The organism is Sphaerisporangium dianthi, assembly GCF_042654065.1.
Classification (GTDB): domain Bacteria; phylum Actinomycetota; class Actinomycetes; order Streptosporangiales; family Streptosporangiaceae; genus Sphaerisporangium; species Sphaerisporangium dianthi.
The window spans coordinates 342136-366515 of the sequence record NZ_JBHSFP010000003.1 but is presented as its reverse complement, the minus strand read 5'-3'; the positions used below and the strand labels follow the sequence as shown (position 1 = coordinate 366515).

General features: G+C 69.6%; 17 protein-coding genes and 1 pseudogene. 6 read left to right on the top strand and 12 right to left on the bottom strand.

All coding sequences use genetic code 11. The annotated features are described in order from the left end of the window. Positions 1-331 precede the first annotated feature (331 nt). The 3 genes from ACFO60_RS07630 to ACFO60_RS07620 are packed head-to-tail and all read left to right on the top strand — an operon-like array spanning position 332 to position 3935. Complete coding sequence (locus tag ACFO60_RS07630) at positions 332-937, top strand: DUF4956 domain-containing protein (protein ID WP_380838575.1); 606 nt, start codon at positions 332-334, stop codon at positions 935-937. After that, the gene (locus ACFO60_RS07625) at positions 934-1764 is read left to right on the top strand and encodes a polyphosphate polymerase domain-containing protein (RefSeq protein WP_380838574.1); all 831 of its coding nucleotides are present in this window, start codon (positions 934-936) and stop codon (positions 1762-1764) included. The genes ACFO60_RS07630 and ACFO60_RS07625 overlap by 4 nt, the downstream gene beginning before the upstream one ends. Beyond that, a complete protein-coding gene (locus tag ACFO60_RS07620; protein ID WP_380838572.1) occupies positions 1755-3935 on the top strand; it encodes a CotH kinase family protein in 2181 nt (726 codons plus the stop codon). The genes ACFO60_RS07625 and ACFO60_RS07620 overlap by 10 nt, the downstream gene beginning before the upstream one ends. Positions 3936-4096: 161 nt before the next feature. Here ACFO60_RS07620 and ACFO60_RS07615 read toward each other — a convergent pair whose 3' ends face one another. The 7 genes from ACFO60_RS07615 to ACFO60_RS07585 all read right to left on the bottom strand — a co-directional run bounded on the left by ACFO60_RS07615 (position 4097) and on the right by ACFO60_RS07585 (position 14070). Further along, the gene (locus ACFO60_RS07615; protein ID WP_380838570.1) at positions 4097-5530 is read right to left on the bottom strand and encodes an MFS transporter; all 1434 of its coding nucleotides are present in this window, start codon (positions 5528-5530) and stop codon (positions 4097-4099) included. Between the two features lie 84 nt (positions 5531-5614). Then, on the bottom strand, positions 5615-7069 hold the full coding sequence (locus ACFO60_RS07610) for an MFS transporter (RefSeq protein ID WP_380838568.1): 1455 nt from the start codon (positions 7067-7069) through the stop codon (positions 5615-5617). Between the two features lie 324 nt (positions 7070-7393). Then, positions 7394-8866 carry a hypothetical protein gene (locus tag ACFO60_RS07605; RefSeq protein WP_380838566.1) on the bottom strand — a complete coding sequence of 491 codons (1473 nt, stop codon included), beginning with the start codon at positions 8864-8866 and terminating at the stop codon, positions 7394-7396. A 551-nt stretch (positions 8867-9417) separates the two neighbouring features. Then, the gene (locus ACFO60_RS07600) at positions 9418-10827 is read right to left on the bottom strand and encodes an MFS transporter (RefSeq protein WP_380838564.1); all 1410 of its coding nucleotides are present in this window, start codon (positions 10825-10827) and stop codon (positions 9418-9420) included. Between the two features lie 109 nt (positions 10828-10936). Then, positions 10937-11734: an SDR family NAD(P)-dependent oxidoreductase gene (locus ACFO60_RS07595; RefSeq protein WP_380838563.1), complete on the bottom strand. Its 798-nt coding sequence runs from the start codon at positions 11732-11734 to the stop codon at positions 10937-10939. A gap of 434 nt (positions 11735-12168) precedes the next feature. Further along, positions 12169-13182, bottom strand: a complete 1014-nt coding sequence (locus ACFO60_RS07590) for a carbohydrate kinase family protein (protein ID WP_380838561.1) — start codon at positions 13180-13182, stop codon at positions 12169-12171. Positions 13183-13227: 45 nt separating this feature from the next. Continuing rightward, complete coding sequence (locus ACFO60_RS07585; protein ID WP_380838559.1) at positions 13228-14070, bottom strand: TetR family transcriptional regulator; 843 nt, start codon at positions 14068-14070, stop codon at positions 13228-13230. Between the two features lie 184 nt (positions 14071-14254). Here ACFO60_RS07585 and ACFO60_RS07580 point away from each other — a divergent pair, with 184 nt between their 5' ends. Further along, positions 14255-15454, top strand: coding sequence for an FAD-dependent monooxygenase (locus ACFO60_RS07580; protein WP_380838557.1), 1200 nt, complete (start codon positions 14255-14257; stop codon positions 15452-15454). Here the strand turns inward: ACFO60_RS07580 and ACFO60_RS07575 are convergent. Further along, positions 15444-16469 (bottom strand): LacI family DNA-binding transcriptional regulator, encoded by a 1026-nt coding sequence (locus ACFO60_RS07575; RefSeq protein WP_380838555.1) that lies wholly within the window; start codon positions 16467-16469, stop codon positions 15444-15446. The two genes, ACFO60_RS07580 and ACFO60_RS07575, sit on opposite strands and share 11 nt — an antisense overlap. 118 nt (positions 16470-16587) lie before the next feature. Between ACFO60_RS07575 and ACFO60_RS07570 the strand changes: the two are divergent. Next, a pseudogene (locus tag ACFO60_RS07570) lies at positions 16588-17763 on the top strand (RNA-guided endonuclease InsQ/TnpB family protein); the annotation flags it as partial. A gap of 63 nt (positions 17764-17826) precedes the next feature. Here the strand turns inward: ACFO60_RS07570 and ACFO60_RS07565 are convergent. The 4 genes from ACFO60_RS07565 to ACFO60_RS07550 are packed head-to-tail and all read right to left on the bottom strand — an operon-like array spanning position 17827 to position 22658. Then, on the bottom strand, positions 17827-19443 hold the full coding sequence (locus ACFO60_RS07565) for a glycoside hydrolase family 13 protein (protein ID WP_380838553.1): 1617 nt from the start codon (positions 19441-19443) through the stop codon (positions 17827-17829). A 48-nt stretch (positions 19444-19491) separates the two neighbouring features. Continuing rightward, positions 19492-20367 carry a sugar ABC transporter permease gene (locus tag ACFO60_RS07560; protein WP_380838551.1) on the bottom strand — a complete coding sequence of 292 codons (876 nt, stop codon included), beginning with the start codon at positions 20365-20367 and terminating at the stop codon, positions 19492-19494. Then, a complete protein-coding gene (locus ACFO60_RS07555; RefSeq protein WP_380838549.1) occupies positions 20361-21356 on the bottom strand; it encodes a carbohydrate ABC transporter permease in 996 nt (331 codons plus the stop codon). The genes ACFO60_RS07560 and ACFO60_RS07555 overlap by 7 nt, the downstream gene beginning before the upstream one ends. 3 nt (positions 21357-21359) lie before the next feature. Continuing rightward, positions 21360-22658, bottom strand: coding sequence for an extracellular solute-binding protein (locus ACFO60_RS07550; RefSeq protein ID WP_380838547.1), 1299 nt, complete (start codon positions 22656-22658; stop codon positions 21360-21362). Between the two features lie 415 nt (positions 22659-23073). On the opposite strand from ACFO60_RS07550, the gene ACFO60_RS07545 reads away from it, so the two are divergent. Further along, on the top strand, positions 23074-24372 hold the full coding sequence (locus ACFO60_RS07545) for an ABC transporter ATP-binding protein (RefSeq protein WP_380838546.1): 1299 nt from the start codon (positions 23074-23076) through the stop codon (positions 24370-24372). Positions 24373-24380: the final 8 nt, after the last annotated feature.

Genomic DNA, 24380 nt, shown 5'->3' with positions numbered 1-24380 from the left:
GCGATCATGCATTTACGAAAGTTTCAGTCGGAGAGGCGCGAGCGCGCAGCGGTCCGCATCGCGATTTACTCACACCACATGACGCCGACGCTCCCATTTGTGCGCTTCAACCAGGGGCGATCCTTCGTCTGACACATTAGCCGTAATGGTTCGCACCCAGTGGCGTGATTGTCGTTCATTGACGCGCCATCTGCCATACATCTATCGTTTTTCTCGGATTCCCGAAAGTTTACTTAGAAGTTTGAAATCTTTCGCCGCCCGTCCTGCGGCCCCCTCCGAAGGCAGCGGGCGGTGCCCCGAACCCCCCGGCAGCGGCTCAGGAGGAACGAACGTGATCCCACAGCTCGTCCTGTTCGCGATCGACATCTGCGCGGTGACGTTCCTCGTCTTCGGGCTCTACTTCCCACGGCACCGCCGCCGCGACCTGGTCGTCGCCTATCTGGGGGTCAACGTCGGCGTCCTCGCGGTGGCGAGCGCGCTGAGCGCCAGCAACGTCGGCGCAGGGCTCGGGCTGGGGCTCGCGTTGTTCGGCGTGCTGTCCATCATTCGCCTGCGCTCGACGGAACTCGACCAGCACGAGGTCGCGTACTACTTCTCCGCCCTCGCCCTGGGCATCCTCGGCGCGCTGAGCACCACCTCGGTATGGCTCAGCGGCGGCCTGATGATGCTCATCCTCCTGGTGATGTCCCTCGGCGACCATCGGCGGCTGTTCCGGAACTACCGGCACCAGATCCTGGTGCTCGACTCGGCCATCATCAACCACGTCGTGCTCGTCGCCCACCTGGAGCAACTGCTCGACGCCCGGGTGCACTCCGTCACCGTCCAGCGGCTCGACCTGGTCAACGAGACCACCGTGGTCGACGTCCGGTACGCCGAGACCGGACGCGCCCTGATCGCCGAACCCGGCGCGCCCGCGCATTCCGGAGCGCACCGATGACCGTGACGCCCATGATGGCGGCCCTGGAGCGGCTCGCCCCCGTCGGGCTCGCCGAGCTGATCGACCGCGCCGCGTTGCAGACCAGGGTGGACCGCAAGTATCTCGTCCCGGCGGAGGCGCTGCCACGCCTGCTGGAGCAGCTCACGCCGTACGCCCAGGCGCTGGACATCGACGGTGCGCGCTCCTTCCGGTACAAGTCGGTGTACTTCGACACTCCGGGGCTGGACAGCTATTACGGGGCGGCGTATCGCAGGCGCCGGCGTTTCAAGGTGCGCACCCGCAGCTACGTCGACTCCGCCCAATGCTGGCTGGAGGTCAAGGTCAGCGGCGCACGGGAGAGCGTCACCAAGCACCGGCTGCCCTACCACCCGCAGGACTGCGACACCGTGCACCCGGGGCGCGACTTCGTCGACGAAGCGCTCGCCCGCGAATCGCTCGGCCCCGCGACCAGGAACTCCCTCGATCCGGTCCTGATCACCGAATACCACCGCGCCACCCTGCTGCTGCCGGGCGCCGCGAGCCGGGTCACCATCGACACCGGGCTCGCCTGGCAGGCCGCCGGCTCCACGCTGCGACTGCCCGGGCTCGCCGTGGTCGAGACCAAGACCACCTCGGCCGCCACACCGGTCGACCGCATGCTGTGGCAACTGGGGATCAGACCCTCCCGCATCTCCAAGTACGCCACCGGTCTGGCCGCTCTGCGCGTGGACCTGCCCGACGTGCCGTGGCGGCGGACGCTGCGCCGCCACTTCCGTGGCGCCGCACCGCTGGCCGACCCTGCCCCGAACATCTCCCATCGATCCGAACAGGAGGCATCGTGCGTCTGACCCTCCGAAGCACCGGAGCCACGGCGACCCGCCGCATCAGGGGGGTCGCGGTCGCGGCGGCGCTTCTCACCGGACTTCTCATACCGTTCCCGTCGCCGGCCGGCGCCGAACCGAGTGCCGGCGCCCGGCCCGCCGGCCGCGTCGCGAGCACCGCGGCCACCGGCGCCGCCTCCGCCGAAGCCGAAGCCGCCGCCGCGGCGGCGGCGGACCTGACCGGCGACATCACCTTCTCCGTGCCGAGCGGCACCTTCCAGAGTCAGGTGGCGGTGTCGCTGAGCACCGCGATCAGCGGAGCCCAGATCCGCTACACCACCAACGGGCAGCTTCCCACCGCGCAGTCGACCCTCTACCAGGGATCACCGCTGCAGTTCACCCGCACCACCCAGTTGCGGGCACAGGCCTTCGTCGGGCAGACCGCGTCCGGGGCTCCCGGCACGGCGATGTACGTCGCTCGCGAGACCACCACGGCGCACGACCTGCCGTTGATCGTGCTCGACTCCTACGGCGCGGGAAAGCCCGGCCGGGAGTACATCGACGCCGCCGCCATGATCTTCCAGCCGGCGAGCGGCGGGACGACCTCGCTGGCCGCGGCTCCCGCGGTCGCCACCCGCGCCGGATTCCATCTGCGGGGGCAGTCGTCGGCCACGTTCGAGAAGGCGCCCTACCGCGTCGAGTTCCGGGGCAACGACAACGACGACGCCGACTACCCGGTGCTGGGCATGCCCGCCGACTCCGACTGGGTGCTGCGCGGGCCGTTCCCGGACAAGTCGCTGATCAGGGAGGCCCTCACCTACGACCTCGGCAGGGAGATGGGGCTCAAGGTGCCGCGGTACGCGTTCGCGGAGCTCTACCTCAACACCGACGCCACTGCCGTGGGCAGCGCCGACTACATGGGCGTCTACATGATCGTCGAGACGATCAAGAACAGCAAGGACCGCCTCGACCTCAAGCAGCTGGACGAGGACGACACGACCCTGCCGAAGATCACGGGCGGATACATCTTCAAATTCGAGTGGCTGGCCGCCGAGGAGCCGACGTTGCCGTGCACCGGCGCGGCGGCCACCTGCTGGAACTACCTCGAGGTGGTCGATCCGTCGCCGCTGCAGTCCGCACAACGGGACTGGCTGCGCAACCACATCCAGGAGTTCCACAATGTGCTGCGGGCTTCGAACTTCGCCGACCCGGTCACCGGCTACCGGGCGTACATCGACGTCGGCTCCTTCGTCGACCAGCTGATCGTCAACGAGTTCAGCCGGAACATGGACGCGTACATCCGCAGTGCCCACTTCTACAAGGACCGGGGCGCCAAGATCTTCGCCGGCCCGCTGTGGGACTACGACCTCACGTTCGGCGTGGGCGGGTTCTTCCAGAACGACCAGGCCGCGGGCTGGCAGTACCAGCAGACCAGGCAACCCGTGGCGAACGACTGGTTCCCCCAGCTCATGCGGGATCCGGCCTTCGTCGACCAGGTCAGGTCGCGCTGGCAGTCGCTGCGCCGGGGCCCACTCTCCGACACCGCTCTGCAGACCAGGATCGACGCTCTCACCAGGCCGCTGACCAATGCCGCCCAGCGCAACTTCCAGCGCTGGCCTAACCTCTCGACCCGGATGGTCGGCCCCTTCGTCACTCCGACCGCGTCCACGTGGCAGGGCCAGGTGCAGTCCATGCGCGACTGGATGGTGCGCCGCGCGGCCTGGCTGGACTCGACCTCGGGATGGGGCGGCGCGGTCCCCACGCCGACTCCCACACCCACACCCACGCCAACTCCCACACCGACCCCGACCCCCACTCCGACCCCGACACCCACGCCAACTCCCACGCCGACCCCCACGCCAACTCCCACACCGACACCGACACCCACGCCCGGGACGGCGCGGTGCACCGCGACGTACACGGTGACCAACCAGTGGACCGGCGGGTTCCAGGGTGAGGTCCGGGTCACGGCGGGCGCCTCGGCGATCAGCAACTGGACCGTGTCCTGGACGTTCGCCGGCGGTGAGACGATCTCCCAGGCATGGAACGCGACCGTCACGAACCAGGGGGCGGCGATCACCGCCCGCAACCTCTCCTACAACGGCTCGGTCGCGGCCGGCGCCGGCACCACGTTCGGGTTCCTCGGGTCGGCCACGGGGACTCCCGGCAGGCCGGCGCTCAGCTGCACAGGGAGCTGACGACCGGCGCACGCGTGCCCGGCACCACGAAGGTGCCGGGCACGCGTGCCCGCCGAGAGCCGGCACGGCGGCTTTGAAAGGCCGCACTCGCCCTTCACGGCGCCGTCCGGGAACGGGCCCGTTCGTGCTCGGTTCCGGCACGATCGCCGTCGATGCGCGGCTCAGACGGTCGACAACGGCCGGGTGACCTCCTCCAGAGGCCTGCGCTCGGCGTCGACCGCGAGGAACAGCGCGACCACCCCCGCGGCCAGCATCATCGCCGCGGCGAAGCAGTAGCCGTAGAACAGGCGGACCGGGTCGGGGTGCGCCTGGTCGCCGATGAGCGCGCCGAAGACCGTGGGGCCGAGGGCGCCGAAACCCTGGGCGACCGAGAAGAACAACGCGATGGCCAGCGCCCTGATCTCCAGCGGGAACAGCTCGCTGACCGTCAGGTACCCCGAACTGGCCGCCGCCGAGGCCACGAAGAAGATCACCGACCACAGCACCGTCTGCGTGGTCGCCGTCAGCACCCCCTGCTTGAACAGCCATGCCGTCACGCCGAGCAGCGCTCCGGAGACGAGGTAGGTGCTGGAGATCATCACCCGGCGGCCGAGGGTGTCGAAGAAGCGTCCCAGCAGGATCGGCCCGGCCAGGTTGCCGACCGCGAAAGCGAACAGGAACTTGGAGGCGTCGTGCGGGGCGATGTCGTAGAAGGTGCTCAGCACCAGCACGTAGGTGAAGAAGATCGCGTTGTAGAAGAAGGACTGGCTCATCATCAGCGTCGCGCCGAGGATGGTCCGCCGGGGGTACTGGCGCAGGATCACCCGCAGGATCTCGCGGTAGGAGGGCGCGCCGCGCGGGCGGTAGTCCATGGCCTTGCCGGGGTCGACGGGCGGCACGGCGCCGCCGCCTCGGCGGACGGCCTCCTCGATGCCCGCGGTGGCGCGCTCGGCCTCCTCCTCCCTGCCGTGCATGAGCAGCCACCGTGGGCTCTCGGGCAACTGGCGGCGCAGCACCCAGACGGCCACGCCGAGGGCCGGCCCGATGAGCAGCCCGAGCCGCCAGCCCACGTTGACCGGCAGAATGTCCGGATCGAGCAGCACATACGTGCTCGCCGTCCCGAGCATCGCCCCCAGCCAGTACGTCCCGCTGACCGCCAGGTCGATACGGCCCCGGTAGTAGGAGGGGATGAGCTCGTCGATGGCCGAGTGGATCGCGGAGTACTCGCCGCCGATGCCCGCGCCCGCCAGGAAGCGGAAGAACAGCAGGAAGGCGAGGTTCGGCGAGAACGCGGTGATGCCGTTGGCCACCAGGTAGAGCCCGAGGGTCAGGATGAACAGCTTGCGCCTGCCGAACCGGTCCGAGAGCCGCCCGAAGACCAGCGCGCCCGCGACCTCGCCGATCAGGTAGACCGTGGCGGTGAACCCGACCTCGACCGCCGACAGCCCGAGCGTCCGCCTGTCCTGCAGGACGGAGCCGACGGCGCTGGCGATCGTGATCTCCATGCCGTCCAGCACCCACGCGACCCCGAGCGCGGCGACCAGCCGCGTGTGGAACCGCGACCACGGCAACCGGTCGAGCCGTGCGGGCACCAGACTGCGGACGACACGCTCCATGGTCACCGATCGTATCGATCGATCACCTATTGTGACCGAACCACCCTCGCGAGCGCCCGCGCGGCGTGAGCCGGCCCGGCCGGTTCAGCCGCCGGGCGCCACCGTTGCCGGCCTGGCGTCCCGCATCGACAGCGAGGGCGCGAGGTCCTCCAGCGACCGGCGCTCGGCCTTGACCGCGAAGAACCACGCCACCACCCCGGCTCCGATCATCAGCGCCGAGGCGAACAGGTAGCCGTAGAACAGGCGGGTCGGGTCGGGGTGCGCCTGGTCGCCGATGAGCGCGCCGAAGACCGTGGGGCCGAGGGCGCCGAAGCCCTGGGCGACCGAGAAGAACAACGCGATGGCCAGCGCCCTGATCTCCAGCGGGAACAGCTCGCTGACCGTCAGGTACCCCGAACTGGCCGCCGCCGAGGCCACGAAGAAGATCACCGACCACAGCACCGTCTGCGTGGTCGCCGTCAGCGCCCCCTGCTTGAACAGCCAGCCGGTGAACGCCAGCAGCAGGCCCGAAACGATGTACGTGCTGGAGATCATCGGCCGGCGGCCGACGGTGTCGAACAGCGGCCCGAGGATGAACGGCCCGGCCAGGTTGCCCACGGCGAAGACCAGCAGGTACTTGGAGGCGTCGGCCGGGGACACGCCGTAGAAGGTGTTCAGCACCAGCACATAGGTGAAGAAGATCGCGTTGTACAGGAAGGACTGGCTGATCATCATGGTCACGCCGAGGAAGGTGCGGCTCGGGTACTCCTTCAGGACGACGCGCATGATCTCCCGGTAGGTCGGGGATCCGTGCGGGCGCAGCTCCATCGCCTTGCTCTCGTCGACCGGCGGCGGCCGGTGCCCGCTGTCGGCGACCGCCTTCTCCACCGACTCGACGGCCCGCTCGGCCTCCTCGTGCCTGCCGTGCATGAGCAGCCACCGGGGGCTCTCGGGCAGGTGGCGGCGCAGCAGCCAGATCATCGCGCCGAGCACCGGCCCGATCAGCAGGCCGAGGCGCCAGCCCAGGTCGATCGGGAGGATGTCGGGGTTGAGCAGGATGTAGGTGCTCGCGGTGCCGACGATGGCGCCGAGCCAGTACGTGCCGCTCACCGCGAGGTCGACCCGGCCACGGTAACGCGACGGAATCAGCTCGTCGATGGCCGAGTGGATGGCGGCGTACTCGCCGCCGATGCCCGCGCCGGCGAAGAACCGGAAGATCAGCAGGAAGGCGAGGTTCGGCGAGAACGCGGTGATGCCGTTGGCGGCGAGGTAGAGGGCGAGCGTCAGGATGAACAGCCTGCGCCTGCCGAACCGGTCCGACAGCCGCCCGAAGACCAGCGCGCCCGCCACCTGGCCGACGAGGTAGACCGTGGCGGTGAACCCGACCTCGACCGCCGACAGCCCGAGCGTCTGCCTGTCCTGCAGGACGGAGCCGATCGCGCTGGCGATCGTGATCTCCATGCCGTCCAGCACCCACGCGACCCCGAGCGCGGCGACCAGCCGCGTGTGGAACCGCGACCACGGCAACCGGTCCAGGCGCGCCGGGACCAGCGTTCGCACGACATCTGACATGTTCAACCCGCCCTAGCGTCCACACTGCCCGGACGGACGGCCGCCATGATCGACCGCGCCGGCAGCGACTACGGCAGCCCTCGCTACCCATGCGGAACGCCTCCTAACGGACCTAACGGACCCGTCCCCGCCCGGTGAGCGAACGACGCGGTGTCCCGACCGCGCCCGGAGCACCGCGCCGTGGCCGGGGGTGCCCCCTCGGCGGCACCCCCGCTCCCACCTGCCCCGATGCGGCCACCGATCGGAATGCGGCCGGAGTACTGGCCTCAGCCCTTGAACTCCCCAGCTTGTCCCTCGCGAGCTTGAAAAGGTTCATCTCTTCACACGGTTGCGGACCGAAAGCAGGGTCAGCCCTAAGAACAAAGGCCCCGTCAGCCTCAGAATCACCTGTAATACCATTCCGAAGTCCGTGATGTTCGGCGCGTCGTCGTATGGAAGCGAAAGACTGAAGGAAGCGCTGTATATCAGGGCACGCCACAGAGGCATCGCCTGTGCGAATCCGTATTGAGCGAACAGGATGGAGAGAGCCAGCAACGTAACGCAGAGTGAGGCCAAAGATCGTAGACCCCGCAATGAGTAGCCAGACGTGAGCCAGTAAGCGAAGAGGATACCTCTCTCGACCGCAGGCGTTCCTGTCGAACGCCGCCGCATTTCCATCTCCCCATAGTAAAAGTCCGCGGCGCCCGGCTCGTCCTTGGAGTCCTCGTAGGACTTGCGGACTGCTCTGTAAATGCGCGTCAAGCGCTCAGGGCCGATCCCATAATCGCCTGGCCGATAGCTATAAGGGGACCTCAGCATTTCCGGAAGGCCGGCCTCCGTCAACCATCCGGAAGATCTCGGCTGTTTCGCCCGCCAAAGGTGCTCTTCAAACAGGGACTGGCGCGGCGTCCACCACCAGATTCCGCGCAACCCACGCGGAGTGTTCGAGAACGGCGCAGCCGCCTCGATCTGGATGCTGTCAAGATTGAGCGCATTGGCGAACATGCATCGTTTCAGATCAACACTCACCAGCAGCAAGTGCGAGGCGTCCACGCCGCGGAGCGAGACTATTCTAGCCGTCTCACTGCCATGTCGTTGCCGGAATACGGATTCATCAAAACGACGGAATTCGCCCTGGATGCCCTCATAATGTACCCAGGAGAAATCCTGACCCGTCACAACGGTCACCGCCGCACCGAGATCCGCGCCATCAAGGGACACGTCGGCGTAGCGAATCTTGAAGGTGGTTTCGTCCAATATTGCGATCTGCTCCAGGGAGAGGCTATTGGCAAGGACCTCGAGTTCCGTTCGCCCCGAGAAGGAGCTGCGATCGAAAGAGACATAGTCGCTCATCACCGGCCCGATCAAGCCGCTTTGATCTGTTATGACGGTGTCGCTCGCATGAATAGATCTAGAGCGTACCCCGCGAAGACTGAGCGTCTTACACGTGGGACTCATCAAGAGAAGCTCTATTTCCGATTCGTCCAAGCTCAAACCGGCGCCGAAATTGGTGTCATGGAGGTGGACCTGGGGACATCGAAGAGTCAAGCTTGCTCGTCCCGCGACGGTCAGTCCATCCCCCCAGAGGACGCTGGTCACATCTAAATCCACACAAGACAGGCTCTCTTCAAATTTGGCCTGGTTCATATGCAGCGATCCCACCTTCACCCGAAAGGCGATGCACAGGAGACCGAACGACGCAGCGTCGAAATCCAAAGACTCTGCAACAAAATCCGCCATGACGAACTCACCGGAAAAAACTGCTTGAACACTGCGCAGAGCCGTGCCGCACGCAACGTCTCGCACGTCGACTTTGTCATCGAAGTGGGCCAGCGAGAAATCTATGGACTTCCTTACGGCAAGCTCCTTGAGTACCAGCGGCCCGCAACAGTGGCCCGACGTAAATCCACTGAATTAAGCTCTATTTTTCCGCTCTTGTAGCGAAGACTCTCGATCACCCCAGCCAGCGAGACACCGGAGATCCGAGTGCCACGCAAATCCAGTTCTCTGCTCTGCCGCACGGATGAAACCCATTCATCGTGAAGATCGCCCGGCAGATGATCTAGACAATGCCCCCAGCCCTGATCTCTGCCTATGCATCTCGGCTCACGGCATAACGGCCAATCAATGATGCTCAAGTCTTTGACTTTGGACGGATGAAAAGCCGGCGGGGGTCCAAGGCTGGGAGGCACAGTCACGGCTCAAGTCCTTGCACTCTGCATCCAATGTGATCCAGTGTCCGATAATTATGCCAGACACATCGGCGCGAAGGCCATCTCTGCGCAATTTCTTACTATGAGCCGATTCGAAGCATGATCCGGCGATCGCAACTTGTCCGTCACCCAGCCTGCAATATTTCAGGAAGACTTGCGCCCGTGAGAGCCGGACGGCCGGCGTTGTGACATCTCAGGATGGGAGTCGTCGCCGTTTCCTCCGCCCGGCCGGGACTGCGCCGGCCGCCGCCGATGCGTGAGAGCGACTCCGTGACGGCCGCGGCGTGCCGGGCCGGCGGGTGTCGCGTCAACGGCGCGGTCCCCGCCGGCCGGGGGGAGGTCGCTGCGGAAGCGCGGCATGCCGCGGAGGAACAGGGTCGCGAGCGGCACGGCGAATCCGGCGATCGCGCTGAGCGCCAGCAACGTCGACCGGCCGAGCGCCGCGCTGGCGGGGCCGGTCAGCGTGAGACCCAGGGGTGTCATGATCGAGGAGGCCAGCCAGTCCACGGAGGTGACCCGGGCGAGGCGTTCAGGCGGGATCTCCCGCTGGAGGTTCACCGCCCATTGCACGCCGTAGATCTCCAGCCCCAGACCGGCGAGGATGTAGCACGCGTACAGGAACGCCGGTGACACCGGCCAGGCCAGCGTGAGCGGCACGGCGCCGTAGAGCGCGACCCCGATGATCCCGGCCAGGCCGGGCCGGACGGGCCTCCACCTCATGCTGATCAGCGCGCCGGCCAGGCCGCCGACCGAGAGCAGGGCGAGGGCGGTCCCGTACACCGCGTCGTCGCCGAAGACGTCGCGGGAGACGAGAGGCAGCATGACCAGCCCCGGCGCGATCGTGAGCATCTGCTGGAGCGCGATGGCGATGATGCCTCCCATGACCCACGGCCGTCGTGACACCTCGGAGAGGCCGTCGGCGATCTCGCGGACCGCCGACGCCCGCCGCTCCGGGGTGACCACGGGCTCGCGCAACGGCAGCAACAGGACCAGGCCGGTCAGATAGGCCGCCAGGACGGCGATGAAGCCGATCCGGGGAGACCAGGCCGTCACCACGGACGCGCCGACGCCCGGCCCGATGACGGCGCCGAGCCGCCAGGACACCGACGCCAGCGCCGCGGCCGCCGGGCGCTGGTCGGGGGTGAGGACGGAGGCCATGCAGGCCTGGTACGCGGGCCGGTGGAAGGCCTCCGCGGCTCCGACCAGGAAGACCAGGAGGGTGAGGAGCGCGGTGGAGGCGCCGCCGCGCAACCCCGTGGCGACCACGCAGCACTGGAAGCCCAAGGAGGCGACCATGACCGTCCTGCGCGGCAGCCGATCCGCCCAGAGCCCGCCGAGCAGCGCGAACACGATCAGCGCGAGCCATCGCCCGGTGAGGATCGCGCCTACGGTGGAGGCGGTGCCTCCCGCGTCGAGCGCCGCGATGGTCACCGTGACCGGGAAGATCTGGTCGGCCGCCACCGACATCGTGAAGCTCAGCCACAGCTGGCGGAACCCCCGATTTCGCACCACGGAACCGTCTGCGGGACGAGCCGGGCCCAGCAGCTTCCTCATGCGAGTGCGCATGCTAGGAAATCAACATGGAACGGTTGACGCGCGCAAGGAAGGTTGTTCGGTTTCCGGCGTCGCGTCCCTCCGCGTCCCGGCCCGCGTCTCGCCGATCTCAGACCGAGCGGATCAGGCCGCCGTCGACGCGGATCGTCGCCCCGCTCACGTAATCGGCGAGCGGGCTGGTCAGGTACAGCACCGCGCCCGCGATCTCCTGGGGACGTCCGAGGCGGCCCCGGTCGTTCGGCATGAGCCGCGCGATCGCCTCGCGCTCGATCTCCTCCCAGGTCTCACCCCATCCGCGGCCGGGCGCCAGGCCGGTGATGAAATCCTTCACCGCGTCGACGAGGATCGCTCCCGGCGAGACGACGTTCGACGTCACTCCCGTGCCGGCCAGTTCACGGGCCAGCGACACCGCGAGGTTGTGCCGCGCGGCGAGCGTCGCGTTGTAGTGCGGGTGACCGGGCATCGGCTGGACGGCCAGCCCTCCCCCGATCTGGATCACCCTTCCCCAGCCGCGTTCGCGCATCGCCGGCACCAGGCGGCCGATCATCCGCACAGCGGAGATCACGTTGACCTCGTAGGCGTCGCGCCATTCGCCGGGGGTGGCGTCGGCCCAGGACAGGTCCCGGTAGGAGCCGGCGTTGTTGACCAGGATGTCCACCGGTCCCGCGGCCAGCGCCGCGGCGGCCACCGCGTCGGCGCCGGCGTCGGTCGCCAGATCGCCGATCGCGACGTCCGCCCGGCCGCCGCCCGCGCGGACCGCCTCGGCCACCGCCTCCGCCCGGGCCTCGTCGCGGCCGTGCACCACCACCGCCGCGCCCTCGGCGGCGAGCAGCCTGACCGTCGCCTCTCCCAGTCCCGAACTGGACCCCGTCACCAGAGCCCGCCTGCCCGCAAGTCCATAGTCCATGATCGTTCGTCCCCCGTCGTGTTCGTGTTCGCGCCCATGGCCGGTCACCGTCACCGCGACGGCATCCCCGCACGCGGACGCGGAGCGGCGACGCGCGTCGGCCGCCCGATGCCGTGCCTGGCATCTCCGCCGGCGTACGCGAACTCGGGTACGTTCCCGCAGCTCGCGGCACTCGCCCAGATGACCGGAGGCGTCCCTCCACAATAGCGGAGGCATCCCTCCGATTCAACCGGCACCCGGACCGCGGACACCCGGGGGAAGGACCGGCGACGGCCCCCGGAACGGAGCGGAGACCCCGCACCTGAGGAACGGCGCGAGGAGATCGTGATCCCGAGGGGCGACGCGGGGGGGCGTGAACCTGAAGGGCGGCGCGGGGGCGTGAATCCGAGGGGGGCGCGGGGATCGATCGCTCAGGCCGGCCGATCGGCCGCCGCTCAGGCCGGCCGATCGGCCACATTGAGGGCTTGCTCGCCTATCGGGTTCTCGTGGGTGCCTTCGGTGGTGCAGGCATGGGCGCCGGCGATGGCGCCGAGGCGGACGCACCTGTCGGCGGGCAGGCCGCGCAGGCGGCCGTAGAGGAAGCCGGACACGAACGCGTCGCCGGCGCCGTTGCCGTCCACCATGGGCCCGGGCAGGGGGCCGGCCGGGAAGTGCCGCACCTCGCCGGAGGCGCCCTGCCCCGCCGCGCCGCCGCCGGACGGCCCGCCGGGGCCCGAGGCGGAGGAGCGCACGTGGCCGGGGCCCGCTTCGAGGAGGTAGGCGCCTGAGGCGCCGGCGGTGCACACGACGACGGAGGCCCGGCCGCGCCGGAGGATGCCGCGCATGACGGCGACCGGGTCGGAGAGCTTGGCCGCCGACAGGAAGACCAGGTCGGAGGAGTAGGCGAAGTCCTTGTGGTAGTCGTTCTCGCCGTCCCAGTCGTGCAGGTCGGTGGAGACGGGCACGCCGATCTCGCGCAGCTCGGGGTACAGGTGGCGGGAGAAGTCGGTGATCGACACGTGGACGTGCCGCGCCCGGCGGATCGCCGGCCGGTAGAGGCCGGCGGGCAGGCGCTGCCCGGCGGCGGCCCGGGGGTCGTGCAGGGAGGTGCGGCGCCCGTCCGGGCCGACGAGGAGCACGCTGCGCCGGGTGCCCTCGGGAACGGCCGCCCAGGCGAACCCGGCGCCGCGCGCGGCCAGGTGAGCGCGGATCAGCGCGCCCTGCGGGTCGTCGCCGATCAGGTCCACCAGCAGGGACCGCAGCCCCAGCGCGTGGCAGCCGAGCACGACGCCGCTGCCGGTGTTGCCGATGCGGTCGACCACCGGCGGCACGCCGTAGGTGTCGGCGTACGGCAGGGGCAGGGCCGGCACGTACACCGTCGTGTCGACACCGGCCCCGCCGATCACCACGACGTCGTACTCCGGCGCCGTGCCGCCGGGCGTGACCTCCGGCGCTTCCGCAGGGCTCACGTGACATCACTTCCTGTCTCAAAAAAGCGTCTCACTGAAGTCTCATTATTGTGCGGGACCGCCGAGGTGGCGGTACACGGTGGCGCGGGAGACGCCGAGCGCGGCGGCGATCTCTGTGGCGGTGCTCCCGGCGGCGTGCATGCGCCGGGCGGTCCGCGCCATGGCCGGGCTCATCACGCCCGGCCTGCCGCGCCGCCCCCGGGCGCGCCCTGCCGCGGGCGCGGAGGCGGCTCCCGCGCTCGCGGCGCCGCCCTCCCCCGTCCGCCCCGCCTCCCCGTCCGTCCCCGCCGTCGCCTCCTGGCCCGCGACGGCGTCCCGCGCCGGAGGCGGCGCGTCGTCGTCCGGCGCGTCGTCCAGGAGCCGGTGCACGCCGCGCAGCACGGCGGCGCGCAGGTCCCCGGCGGGGGCGTCGGCGAACAAGATCACCGGATCGGAGAGCATCGCGATCGCCTGTGCGGCGCGCACCTGGCGCTCGAATGCCGGCCGCGACCCCGCCACCAGCGCGTTCGCTCGCATCATGGCGTCGCGGAAGCGGTGGAAGATGGTGTTCTCCACGGCCAGCGCCAGGTCGTACAGGTTCATGCGCAGCAGGTACCGATGGGCCAGCCACACCTCGACGAGGCCTTCGATGACGGCCCACCTCGCCGCCACCGGGTCGGCCAGGCCGGCGGCGGCGGCCACGGCCGCGTCCAGGTCGTCCAGCATGGGAGCGGCCAGCGCGCCGACGATGTCGGCCTTGCCGGGGAAGTGGTACAGCACCGCGGTCTTGGTGACGCCGACGCGTCCGGCGATCTCACGCACCGACGTGGCATGGTAGCCGCGCGCGGCGAACTCCTCCTGCGCGACCTGGAGGATGCGGGCCCGGGTGTCCGGCGGGGTCTCGACCACGGGACGAGCCTAGCGGTTGACTGTCCGGCGGACAGGACTGTAGCGTCAGAGCTGACCAACGGTCAGGCGGTGGCCGGCGTGTCCCCGCGGCCGGGAGACCGGCCGGAGACGCGCCGGGCCCGGCACGGAACCGTGAGCTCCCGGATGGCGAGACCGGCCGGGGACGGAGCAGAGGAGGCCTTGGATGTCTGCGATGTCCGGGCGGACGGTGTTGATCTCAGGGGCCGGCATCGCCGGGCCGGTGCTGGCGTACTGGCTGGCGCGCCACGGCTTCCAGGTCACGATGGTCGAGCGGGCGGCGGCGATCCGGTCCAGCGGGAGCCCGGTGGACGTCAGGGGACCGGCCGTGGAGGTGGCCGAGCGCATGGGCGTCATGCCGCGCCTTCGACGGGCCGCCACGGAGGTCACCGGCCTGACCCTCGTCAACGGCGAGGGCAGGCGCGTCGGCGGGGTGAACATGCGCGCCGTGCAGCGCGCCGTGGGCAGCCGCGAGGTCGAGGTGCCGCGCGGCGACCTCGCCTCGATCCTGTTCGAGGCGAGCCGCGACCACGTGGAGCCGCTGTGGGGCGACTCGATCGCCACCTTGGACCAGGACGAGCACGGGGTGGAGGTGACCTTCGAGCGCGCCGCGCCCCGCCGCTTCGACTTCGTGATCGGGGCCGACGGGCTGCACTCGACGGTGCGGCGGCTGGCGTTCGGACCTGAGCCGGATCACGTGCGCCACATGGGCGTCTACGTCGCGACGCTGCCCCTGGACCGCCCGGCCGAGGACCGCCACCACGTCGTCATGTACAACACCCCCGGCACGATGGTCGCCGTCCATCCCTCCATGGGCGGTCCGGCGCTGGCGGCGTTCATGTTCCGCTCGCCGCGGGCGCCGGGGTTCGACCACCGCGACACCGAGCAGCACAAGCGGATGGTGGCCGCGGCCTTCGAGGGCGGCTCCTGGCGGGTGCCCGAGCTGCTGGAGCAGGTGCGGACCTCCGGCGACCTCTATTTCGACTCCGTCAGCCGGGTGGACCTCCCCCGCTGGTCCAGCGGCCGGGTCGCGGTGCTGGGGGACGCGGCGTCGTGCGTGTCGCTGTTCGGGGACGGCTCGACCCTTGCCATCGCCGGAGCCTTCACCCTCGCCGAGGAACTGGCCGCCGACCCCGCCGGCCACCGCGCGGCCCTGCGCCGGTACGAGGCCCGGCACCGGGTGCTGGTCGAGCCCAGGCAACGGGGCGTCGCCCAGGCCGCCGCCGTGATGATCCCCGCGACCGCGGCCGGCCTCCTGGCCCGCAACCTCGCCACCCGCCTGTGGCCGGCGGCGGTGGCCGGCGGCTGGATGAAGCGCCGCCTCACTCCACGCCGGAGGCCCGCGGCATCGGCCGTCAGCGGTTGACGAGGGGGCCGGAGCCGGTGGAGCCGCGGACGACCAGTTCGGGCTGGAAGACCAGCTCGATGTTCTTGGGCGGGGCCCCGCCGATCTCCTCCAGCAGGGTCTGCACGGCCGCCGAGGCCATCGGCCCTATGGGCTTGCGCACGGTGGTGAGCGGCGGGTCGGTGAAGGCGATCAGCGGCGAGTCGTCGAACCCGACGACCGAGACGTCGCCCGGCACCGACAGGCCGTGCTCGCGGGCGGCGCGGATCGCGCCGAGCGCCATGAGGTCGCTGGCGCAGACGATGCCGGTGCAGCCCCGCCCGATCAGCGCGGAGGCGGCGGCCTGGCCGCCCTCCACCGAGAACAGCGAGTGCTGGATCAGCTCTTCGCAGCCGGAGACGCCGAGCAGCTGCGTCATCGCCTGCGTGTAACCCTCGATCTTGCGGATGACCGGGACGAAACGCCGCTGGCCGAGCGCCAGGCCGATGCGCTCGTGACCGAGGTCGACCAGGTGCTGCACGGCCAGCCGGGCGGCCATGCGGTCGTCCGGCGAGATGAACGGCGCCTCGATGTGCTCGCTGTAGCCGTCGACCAGCACGATGGGCAGCCCGCGGTCGGTGAGCCTTGTGTATCGGTCCATGCGCGCGGTGGTGTCGGCGTGCAGGCCCGAGACGAAGATGATGCCGCTGACGTCGCGCTCGAGCAGCAGCTCGGTGTACTCGTCCTCGGGGGCGCCGCCCGGGCTCTGGGTGCACAGCACGGGGGTGTACCCGTGCTGTGTCAGCGACTTCTCGATGGCCTGGGCGAACGCCGGGAAGATCGGGTTGTCGAGCTCGGGGGTGACGAGCCCGATGAGGCCGTTGCTGCGCTGGCGCAGCCGCTGCGGGCGCTCGTACCCGATGAGGTCGAGCGCCGTGAGCACGAGCTGGCGGGTGCTCGCCGACACCCCGGACTTGCCGTTCAGGACGCGGCTGACCGTGGCCTCGCTGACCCCCGCCTGGGCCGCGATGTCGGCGAGCCGCGCGTTGCCGTTCATTGAAACTCCTTAAGCATGGGGACTCCGGGCTTCAGCCCTGGGAGGGACACGCGGAACGGTGCCGCGGAGATGCGGGAACACACATCATGCTCTCCCGAGCGTGCGACAAAAGTGAGACATGGCGCAGATCGTCAAGCGGTCCTACAAGTACCGCTTCTATCCGACCCTCGGGCAGGCCGAAGAGCTGGCCCCGACGTTCGGATGCGTGCGCCTGGTCTACAACAAGGCCCTCGAACAGCGGACCCGCGCCTACACGCTGGAACGCCGGCGGGTCTCCTACGTGCAGTCCCCGGCCACACTCACCGTGTGGAAACGCACCGAAGAACTGGGCTTTCCGAACGAGGTTTCCTCGGTCCCCCTCCAGCAGGCGCTGAGACATCTTCAGGCGGCGTTCGCGAACTTCTTCGCTGAACGGGCGAAGTACCCGACGTTCAAGTCCCGCAAGAAGTCCGGGGGGTCGGCGGAATACACGCGGTCGGCGTTCCGCTGGCGGGCCGGGCAACTGACGCTGGCGAAGATGGATGAGCCGCTGGACATCCGCTGGTCGCGTCCGCTGCCCGACGGAGCGGAGCCGTCCACGGTGACGGTGAGCCGGGACGCGGTGGGGCGCTGGTTCGTCTCCATCCTGGTCGAGGAGAAGATCCGCCCTCTGGACCCCAGCCGGAACACGGTCGGGGTGGACGCGGGAATCAATGCCCTGCTGACGCTCTCCACCGGGGAGAAGATCGCCGATCCCAGGCACGAGCGGGCCGACCGCAAGCGCCTTGCCAAGGCCCAGCGAGCACTCGTCCGCAAGGCCAGGGACGGCAACAACCGGGCCAAGGCACGCCTGAAGGTCGCCAAGGTGTACGCGCGGATCAGCGATCGCCGCCGCGATCTGCTGCACAAGGTCACCACACGGCTTGTTCGCGAGAACCACGTGATCGCCGTGGAAGACCTGGCCGTGCGCAACATGGTTCGCAATCACGGCCTGGCCCGCGCGATCTGTGATGCCTCCTGGCGCGAGTTGCGGTCCATGCTGGAGTACAAGTCGCGGTGGTACGGCAGGGAACTTCTGGTCGTGGACCGCTGCTTCCCTTCGAGCAAGCTGTGCAGCGCGTGCGGCACCGTCCAAGACGCCATGCCGTTGGACGTCCGGACGTGGGAATGCGCCTGTGGCATCTCCCACGACCGGGACGTGAACGCGGCCGGGAACATCCTCGCGGCCGGGCTGGCCGAGAGGTGAAACGCCTGTGGAGCCGGCATGAGACCCCAAGGGCGCAAGCCCGGCAGGCGGCCGGCGGTGAAGCAGGACACCCGACCCGTGAGGGTTGGAATCCCCGGCTCTAGCCGTGGAGAGGAAGTCAAGGCCGTTACTTCACGCATCGCCGAGTGTCCACCACGCCGCGGAATCCGGCGCGAGCCTGACCATGTCGCCCTCGACGGTCACCGGGCCGCTCGACAGCAGCAGGGCGCCGGGCCTGGGCAGCTCCACGATCTCGTCCGTGGCGTTGAGCGTGCAGGCGAAGCCGTCCCCCCTGGTGAACATCAGCGTCCCCGCGGGCGACTCCCGCCAGGCGAGACCGCCGTCGCCGAGCGCGGGGTGCTCGCGCCGCAGCCGCAGCGCCTCCCGGTACAGCGAGAGCGTGGAGGCGGGGTCGCCGAGCTGGGCCTCCACGCTGAGCGGCCCCCAGGACGCCGGGACCGGCAGCCAGGTGTCCTCGATCCCCGGCGGGCTGAACCCGAACGGCGGCTCGGAGTGCGCCCAGGGGATGGGGACGCGGCAGCCGTCGCGGCCGTCGTCGGGATGGCGCAGCCGCTGCGGGTCCTGGCAGACCTCCTCCGGCAGGTCGAGCACCTCGGGCAGGCCCAGTTCCTCGCCCTGGTAGACGTAGGCGGACCCGGGGAGCGCGAACATCATCAGCGCCGCAGCGCGGGCGCGGCGCAGGCCGAGGTCGCCGTCTCCGTACCGGGTGACGTGCCGCTTGACGTCGTGGTTGGACAGCACCCACGTGGGCGGGGCGCCGACGAGGGCGGCGGTGGCCACCGACTCGTCGATCACCGCGCGCAGCATCCCTGCGTCCCACGGCGTCTTCAGGAAGTGGAAGTTGAAGGCCTGGTGCAGCTCGTCCGGGCGGATGTAGCGGGCCAGGCGCTCCTGCGAGGGCGCCCACGCCTCGGCCACGCCGATGCGCTCGCCGTCGTAGGAGTCCAGCACGCGGCGCCAGGCCCGGTGGATCTCGTGGACGCCGTCCTGGTCGAAGTAGGGCAGGACGGCGGTGCCGAGCAGCTCGATCTGCCCGGCGGACCCGATGTCGGGCAGCCCCGGCGCCTTGACCATGCCGTGGGCGACGTCGACGCGGAAGCCGTCGACGCCGAGGTCCAGCCAGAAGCGCAGGATGGCCTCGAACTCGGCGTGGACCTCGGGGTTGTCCCAGTTGAGGTCGGGCTGCTCGGCGGCGAACAGGTGCAGGTACCACTCGCCGTCGGGCAGCCGTGTCCACGCCGGGCCGCCGAACACCGACTCCCAGTCGTTGGGCGGCAGCTCGCCCGCCTCCCCCTTGCCCGGCCGGAAGATGTACCGGTCGCGCTCGGGACTGCCCGGCCCCGCCTGGACGGCCGACAGGAACCAGGCGTGCCGGTCCGAGCTGTGGTTGGGCACCACGTCGATGATGACGCGCATCCCGTGCCGGTGGGCGTCCTCGATGAGGGCGCGGGCGTCGGCGAGCGTGCCGAAGATCGGGTCGACGTCCCGGTAGTCGGCGACGTCGTAGCCGAAGTCGGCCATGGGAGAGGTGTAGAAGGGCGTCAGCCACAGGGCGTCCACGCCCAGCTCGGCCAGGTAGTCCAGCCGGCTGCGCACGCCCAGCAGGTCGCCGACGCCGTCGCCGTCGCCGTCGGCGAAGCTGCGCACGTACACCTGGTAGATCACCGCGTCCCGCCACCAGCGGGTGAGCGCCTGGACGGGAACGGCTTCGCCGACGACGTCGGTCATTGGGATCCCCCGATTCTCTGAAATTTCAGAACCGATACCACGATGAGGTCAGGCTTTGGTCGCCCCGGCGGTGAGGCCGGTGACCAGGTGGCGCTGGACGAGAAGGAAGACCACCGCGGCGGGCACGGCGATCAGCACCGAGGACGCGGTGAGCAGGCCCCACTCGGCCTTGTGCTGGCCGACGAACTGCCCGATCCCGACCGCCAGGGTGTACTTGTCGTCCCCGGTCATGAACGCGGTCGCGTAGGCGACCTCCGCCCAGGCGGTGATGAAGGAGTAGAACGCCGCGACGGCCAGCCCCGGCTTGGACAGCGGCAGGATGAGCCGCCAGAAGGTGCCGAACGGGGTCAGCCCGTCCACCCGCCCCGCCTCGTCGATCTCTTGTGGGACGGTGTCGAAGTAGCCCTTCATCATCCAGGCGCAGAACGGCACGGTCGAGGTCAGGTAGGCGATGACCAGGCCGGGGAACTGGTTGATCAGCCCGAGGCCCGCCAGCAGGTTGTAGATCGGCACGATCAGGATCGCCACGGGGAACATCTGCGTGACCAGCAGCATCCACATGATCGACCGGTAGCCGGGGAAGCGGAAGCGGCTGACCGCGTAGCCGGTGGTGGCCGCCAGCACCACGCCGAGCACCGTGGTCATCGCCGCGACCAGCAGCGAGTTGAACAGCCAGCGCGGGAAGGCGGTCTGGCCGAGCACCTGGGCGTAATTGTCCAGGTTCGGGTTGTTGAACAGCTCCACCGTGGAGGACTGCCAGGCGTCCCTCGGTTTGATCGAGGTCAGCACCAGCCACAGGACCGGGAAGACCGCGACGGCGCTCGCGACGACCAGTGTCGCGTGCAGGGCCAGCGACCTGCCGGGCCCTCGGCTCTCGCGCCCCCGGGAGCGCGGGACGCGCGCGCTGGTGACCGTGCTCACCATGCCTCCCCCTGCCGGCGCAGCGCCCGGCGGTAGACCACGGCCATGACGACGAGCAGGACGAGGATGAGCACGCCCCACGCCGCCGAACCGGAGTAGTTGCGGATGCCCTCGAACGCCTGCCGGTAGGCGTAGGTGACGAGGATCTCGCTGGACCCGCCTGGACCGCCCCGCGTGACCAGGAAGATGACGGGGAACTGGTTGAAGGTCCAGATCGTGCCGAGCAGCACGACCGTGCTGGACACCGGCCGCAGCCCCGGCAGGGTGATGTTCCTGAAGCGCTGCCACGGCGTCGCGCCGTCGACCTCGGCCGCCTCGTACAGCTCGCGCGGGATGGCCTGCAGCCCGCCCAGCAGGGCGAGCATCATGAACGGCACGCCGAGCCAGACGTTGACGGCGATGACCGAGGCCTTGGCCCACAGCGGGTCGTCCAGCCAGTCGACGCCGGCGAATCCCGCCGCCCGCAGCATCGCGTTGACGACGCCGAACTCGCCGTTGAGCAGGTAGCGCCAGATGAAGGCCGACACGAACGCCGGCACCGCCCACGGCAGCACGAGCATCATGCGGTAGAGCGAGCGGAACCGCATCGGCCGGTTCAGCAGCAGCGCCAGGCCGAGGCCGATGCCGTAGTGCAGCGCGACGCACACCAGGGTCCAGGTCACCGTCCAGCCGAGCCGGGACAGGAACTCGCTGGAGGTGACGATGGCGGTGTAGTTGGACAGGCCGACGAACTCGTAGGTCGAAGGGATGACGTTCATCCCGATCGTGCGGCCCATGTTGGCCTCGGTCGCGTCGGTGAGCGACAGGTAGACGCCGCGCACCAGCGGGTAGCCGATCAGCACGAGCGTGACGACCACGACCGGCGCGCACATCGCCCAGGCGTACCAGTGGCGCGCGAGGAACCGGCCCGCCCCGCCCTGGGGACGGGGACGGCGGTCACGGCCGCGGGCGGACGCGCCCGCGGCCGTGCCGTCAACGACCTGAGTCGTCATCGGTCACAGGCTCCAGCCCTTGAGGATGCCCTGGTAGGCCTTGGCCACGTCCTGCAGCGCCGCCTCGGTGCCCTTCTGGCCCGCGGCGATCTTCTGGTAGCCCTCCAGCAGCGGCTGGAACAGCTGGCCGCCCTCGGGGATCCACGGCCGCTCGACCGCGGCGGCCATGGGGTCCTTCCACTTGGCGATCATGTCGTTGGCCTGGGCGTCGGGCATGGAGTAGGCCGACTGGCGGGCCGGCAGCAGGCCGAGCTTGCCCGCGACCTTGGCCTGGCTCTCGGCGGAGTCCATGAACTGCACGAACAGGTAGGAGGCGTCCAGGTTCTTGGAGCCCGCGTACACCGCGTAGTCGTGGCCGCCGGTCGGGGCGCCGGCCTTGGCCGAGCCGGACGGCACCGGCGCGATGCCGAAGTTGTCAGGCTTGTCCTTGAAGACCTTGCCGCCGAGGTTGTCGGTGTTCGACCACGGCCCGTTGAAGATCATCGCGGCCTTGCCTTCCTTGAAGGCGGTCTCGGCGTTGGTGTAGCTGTCCTGGATGGCGGGCTTGGCCGCGGCACCTGAGGTGATCAGGTCTTCGACGATCTTCACGCCGGCGGTGGCCTGCGGAGACGCCACGGTGATCTTCTTGCTCGCGACGTCGAGCAGGTCGCCGCCCTCGCCGTAGATGAACGGGAGCAGGAAGTAGGCGTCCACGTTCAGGGCGAGGCCGTCGGCTCCGGCCTTGGACTTCACGTCCAGCGCCACCTGCTTGAGCTCCTCGAAGGTCTTCGGCGGCGCGTCGTGGCCGGCCTTCTTGAGCAGCTCCTTGTTGTAGAGCAGGCCGAGGGTGTCGGTGACCTGCGGCACGGCGTAGATCTTGCCGTTGTACTTGCCGCTGCTCGCGGGGCTGGCGAGGAAGTCGTCCGGCTTGTCGACGGCGGGGGTGCCGTCCAGCGGGGCCAGGTACCCAAGGGAGGCGAACTCGGCGACCCAGCCGACCTCGGCGCGCAGCACGTCAGGGGCGCCCGAGCCGCTCTGCGCCGCCGTCTTGAACTTGTTCTGCGCGTCGGCGAACGGCACGTTGACGTAGTTCACCTTGACCTTGGGGTACTTCGCCTGGAAGTCCTTGATCAGCTCCTGGAAGACGGGCCCCTCGTTGGTGGCGTCCGAGGTGTCCCACCATGTCACCTCTCCGGAGACGGCCGAGGCGCCGCCGCTCGCGGCCGGGGCGGCCGACGAGGTGGGGGTGTCCTGGCCGCCGCAGGCGGAAACCGCCAGCGCGAGCGCCGCGGCTGCCGCCGCGGCCGAGATGCCTCGCCGCATTGTGTGCACTCCTTGCTCAGCTCCATTGATGAGGCCCGGTGGTCGCGGGCCGTCCCTGTTGGGGGGCCACGTCGACCGGGTACGCGGAACGTAACAGGCGTGTGAACTGACATGAAAGACCTTTCGGAAAGTTGCTGCAAATTGTGACACGTCCGTCATTGCATCGGCATTACCTCCTCCGGACCGGGCGAGCGGCACACACCGTCACCATCGAGACGGCCTTCCCGTGACCCCGGTGGCGCTCTGTGTTTGCGCCTGTCCTGACGTAATCGAGCAGGCAACGGTCAAGTAACCGGTGGATGAGCGATTTATTACGACACGTATGGACACGGTGGCCCGGGACGCGATGTACTACCTCATCAATCACAATGACGGCTGGGATCCGGGCTCTCATGCCCGGGAGGAACGAGTGACGATGAGTACCGTCGTTCTCGACAGCGTGACAAAGGTGTACCCCGGGGGGCATCTCGCGGTCGATCGCATGAGTCTGCGAGCGGAGGAGGGCGAGCTACTCGTCCTGCTCGGACCGTCCGGATGCGGGAAGTCCACGCTGTTGCGCATGATCGCCGGCCTGGAGGAGATCACCGCCGGCGATCTCTACCTCGACGGGAAGCACGCGAACGACCTCGCCCCTCGCGACCGCGACGTGGCCATGGTCTTCCAGAACGGCGCCCTCTATCCTCACCGCACCGTCCGGGGCAACATCTCCTTCCCTCTGGAGATCGCCAAGGCCGATCCGAACATGGTCAGGGAGCGCGTGGTCGAGCTCTCCCGGGCCCTGCACATCGACGAGACGCTGGACCGCCGGCCTGGAACGCTCTCGGGCGGGCAGCGCCAGCGCGTGGCGATGGGCAGGGCGATCGTGCGCCAGCCCTCGCTGTTCCTGATGGACGAGCCGCTGTCGAACCTCGACGCCGGCATGCGCACCGAACTGCGCATGGAGATCTCCTCGCTGGTCCGCGCGCTCGGCGTGACGACGATCTACGTCACGCACGACCAGGTCGAGGCGCTCACGCTGGCCGACCGCATCGCCATCATGAACCGCGGCGTCCTGCAGGACGTGGGCACCCCGGGGCAGATCTACAACGACCCGGCCACCGCCTTCGTGGCGGCCTTCCTCAGCTCACAGCAGCTGAACCTGCTGTCTGCGGCGGTGCGCACCCCGCAGAACCAGTACATCTCCCTGGACTTCGGGCTGCACCACATCACCATGCCCTGGACCGACCCCCGGGCGTACGCCGTCTCCCAGCACACCGGCAGCCAGATCATCGTGGGCATCCGCCCGGACGGGCTGACGCCCGTCCCCGACGGCACCGAAGGCCCGCACTTCACCGGCAGGGTCCGGGCGCTGGAGTACCACGGCCACGAGTGGCTCGCCTATCTGGAGGTGGGCATCCCGGCCGTGGCCGCGCCCGAGCCCACCCCGTCGACGGTCAACGGCCACGCCAACGGCAACGGGCACGCGGCGCACGGGACGCCGAGCCGGGTGCGCACGATGATGCGGCGCTTCATCTCCGGCGGGGACAACGTCCACCCGGCCGAGGAGACCACGCCCACCCCCGGCAGCGGGCACCACCGCCGCGCCGACATCATCGTCCGGCTCGGCTCGCGGCCGGTCTGGCGCGCCGGCGAGGTGGGCCACGTCGCCGTGGACCTCAGCAGGCTGATGCTGTTCACGGCGCAGGGCAACCGCATCGACCCGCCCCGCCGGTAGCGGGGCGC

Coding starts and splice junctions, on each gene's coding strand:
- ACFO60_RS07560 (WP_380838551.1), bottom strand. CDS start 20,367: ATGGTGAGCACGGTCACCAGCGCGCGCGTCCCGCGCTCCCGGGGGCGC.
- ACFO60_RS07575 (WP_380838555.1), bottom strand. CDS start 16,469: ATGAACGGCAACGCGCGGCTCGCCGACATCGCGGCCCAGGCGGGGGTC.
- ACFO60_RS07550 (WP_380838547.1), bottom strand. CDS start 22,658: ATGCGGCGAGGCATCTCGGCCGCGGCGGCAGCCGCGGCGCTCGCGCTG.
- ACFO60_RS07565 (WP_380838553.1), bottom strand. CDS start 19,443: ATGACCGACGTCGTCGGCGAAGCCGTTCCCGTCCAGGCGCTCACCCGC.
- ACFO60_RS07615 (WP_380838570.1), bottom strand. CDS start 5,530: ATGGAGCGTGTCGTCCGCAGTCTGGTGCCCGCACGGCTCGACCGGTTG.
- ACFO60_RS07555 (WP_380838549.1), bottom strand. CDS start 21,356: ATGACGACTCAGGTCGTTGACGGCACGGCCGCGGGCGCGTCCGCCCGC.
- ACFO60_RS07625 (WP_380838574.1), top strand. CDS start 934: ATGACCGTGACGCCCATGATGGCGGCCCTGGAGCGGCTCGCCCCCGTC.
- ACFO60_RS07580 (WP_380838557.1), top strand. CDS start 14,255: ATGTCTGCGATGTCCGGGCGGACGGTGTTGATCTCAGGGGCCGGCATC.
- ACFO60_RS07545 (WP_380838546.1), top strand. CDS start 23,074: ATGAGTACCGTCGTTCTCGACAGCGTGACAAAGGTGTACCCCGGGGGG.
- ACFO60_RS07600 (WP_380838564.1), bottom strand. CDS start 10,827: ATGAGGAAGCTGCTGGGCCCGGCTCGTCCCGCAGACGGTTCCGTGGTG.
- ACFO60_RS07595 (WP_380838563.1), bottom strand. CDS start 11,734: ATGGACTATGGACTTGCGGGCAGGCGGGCTCTGGTGACGGGGTCCAGT.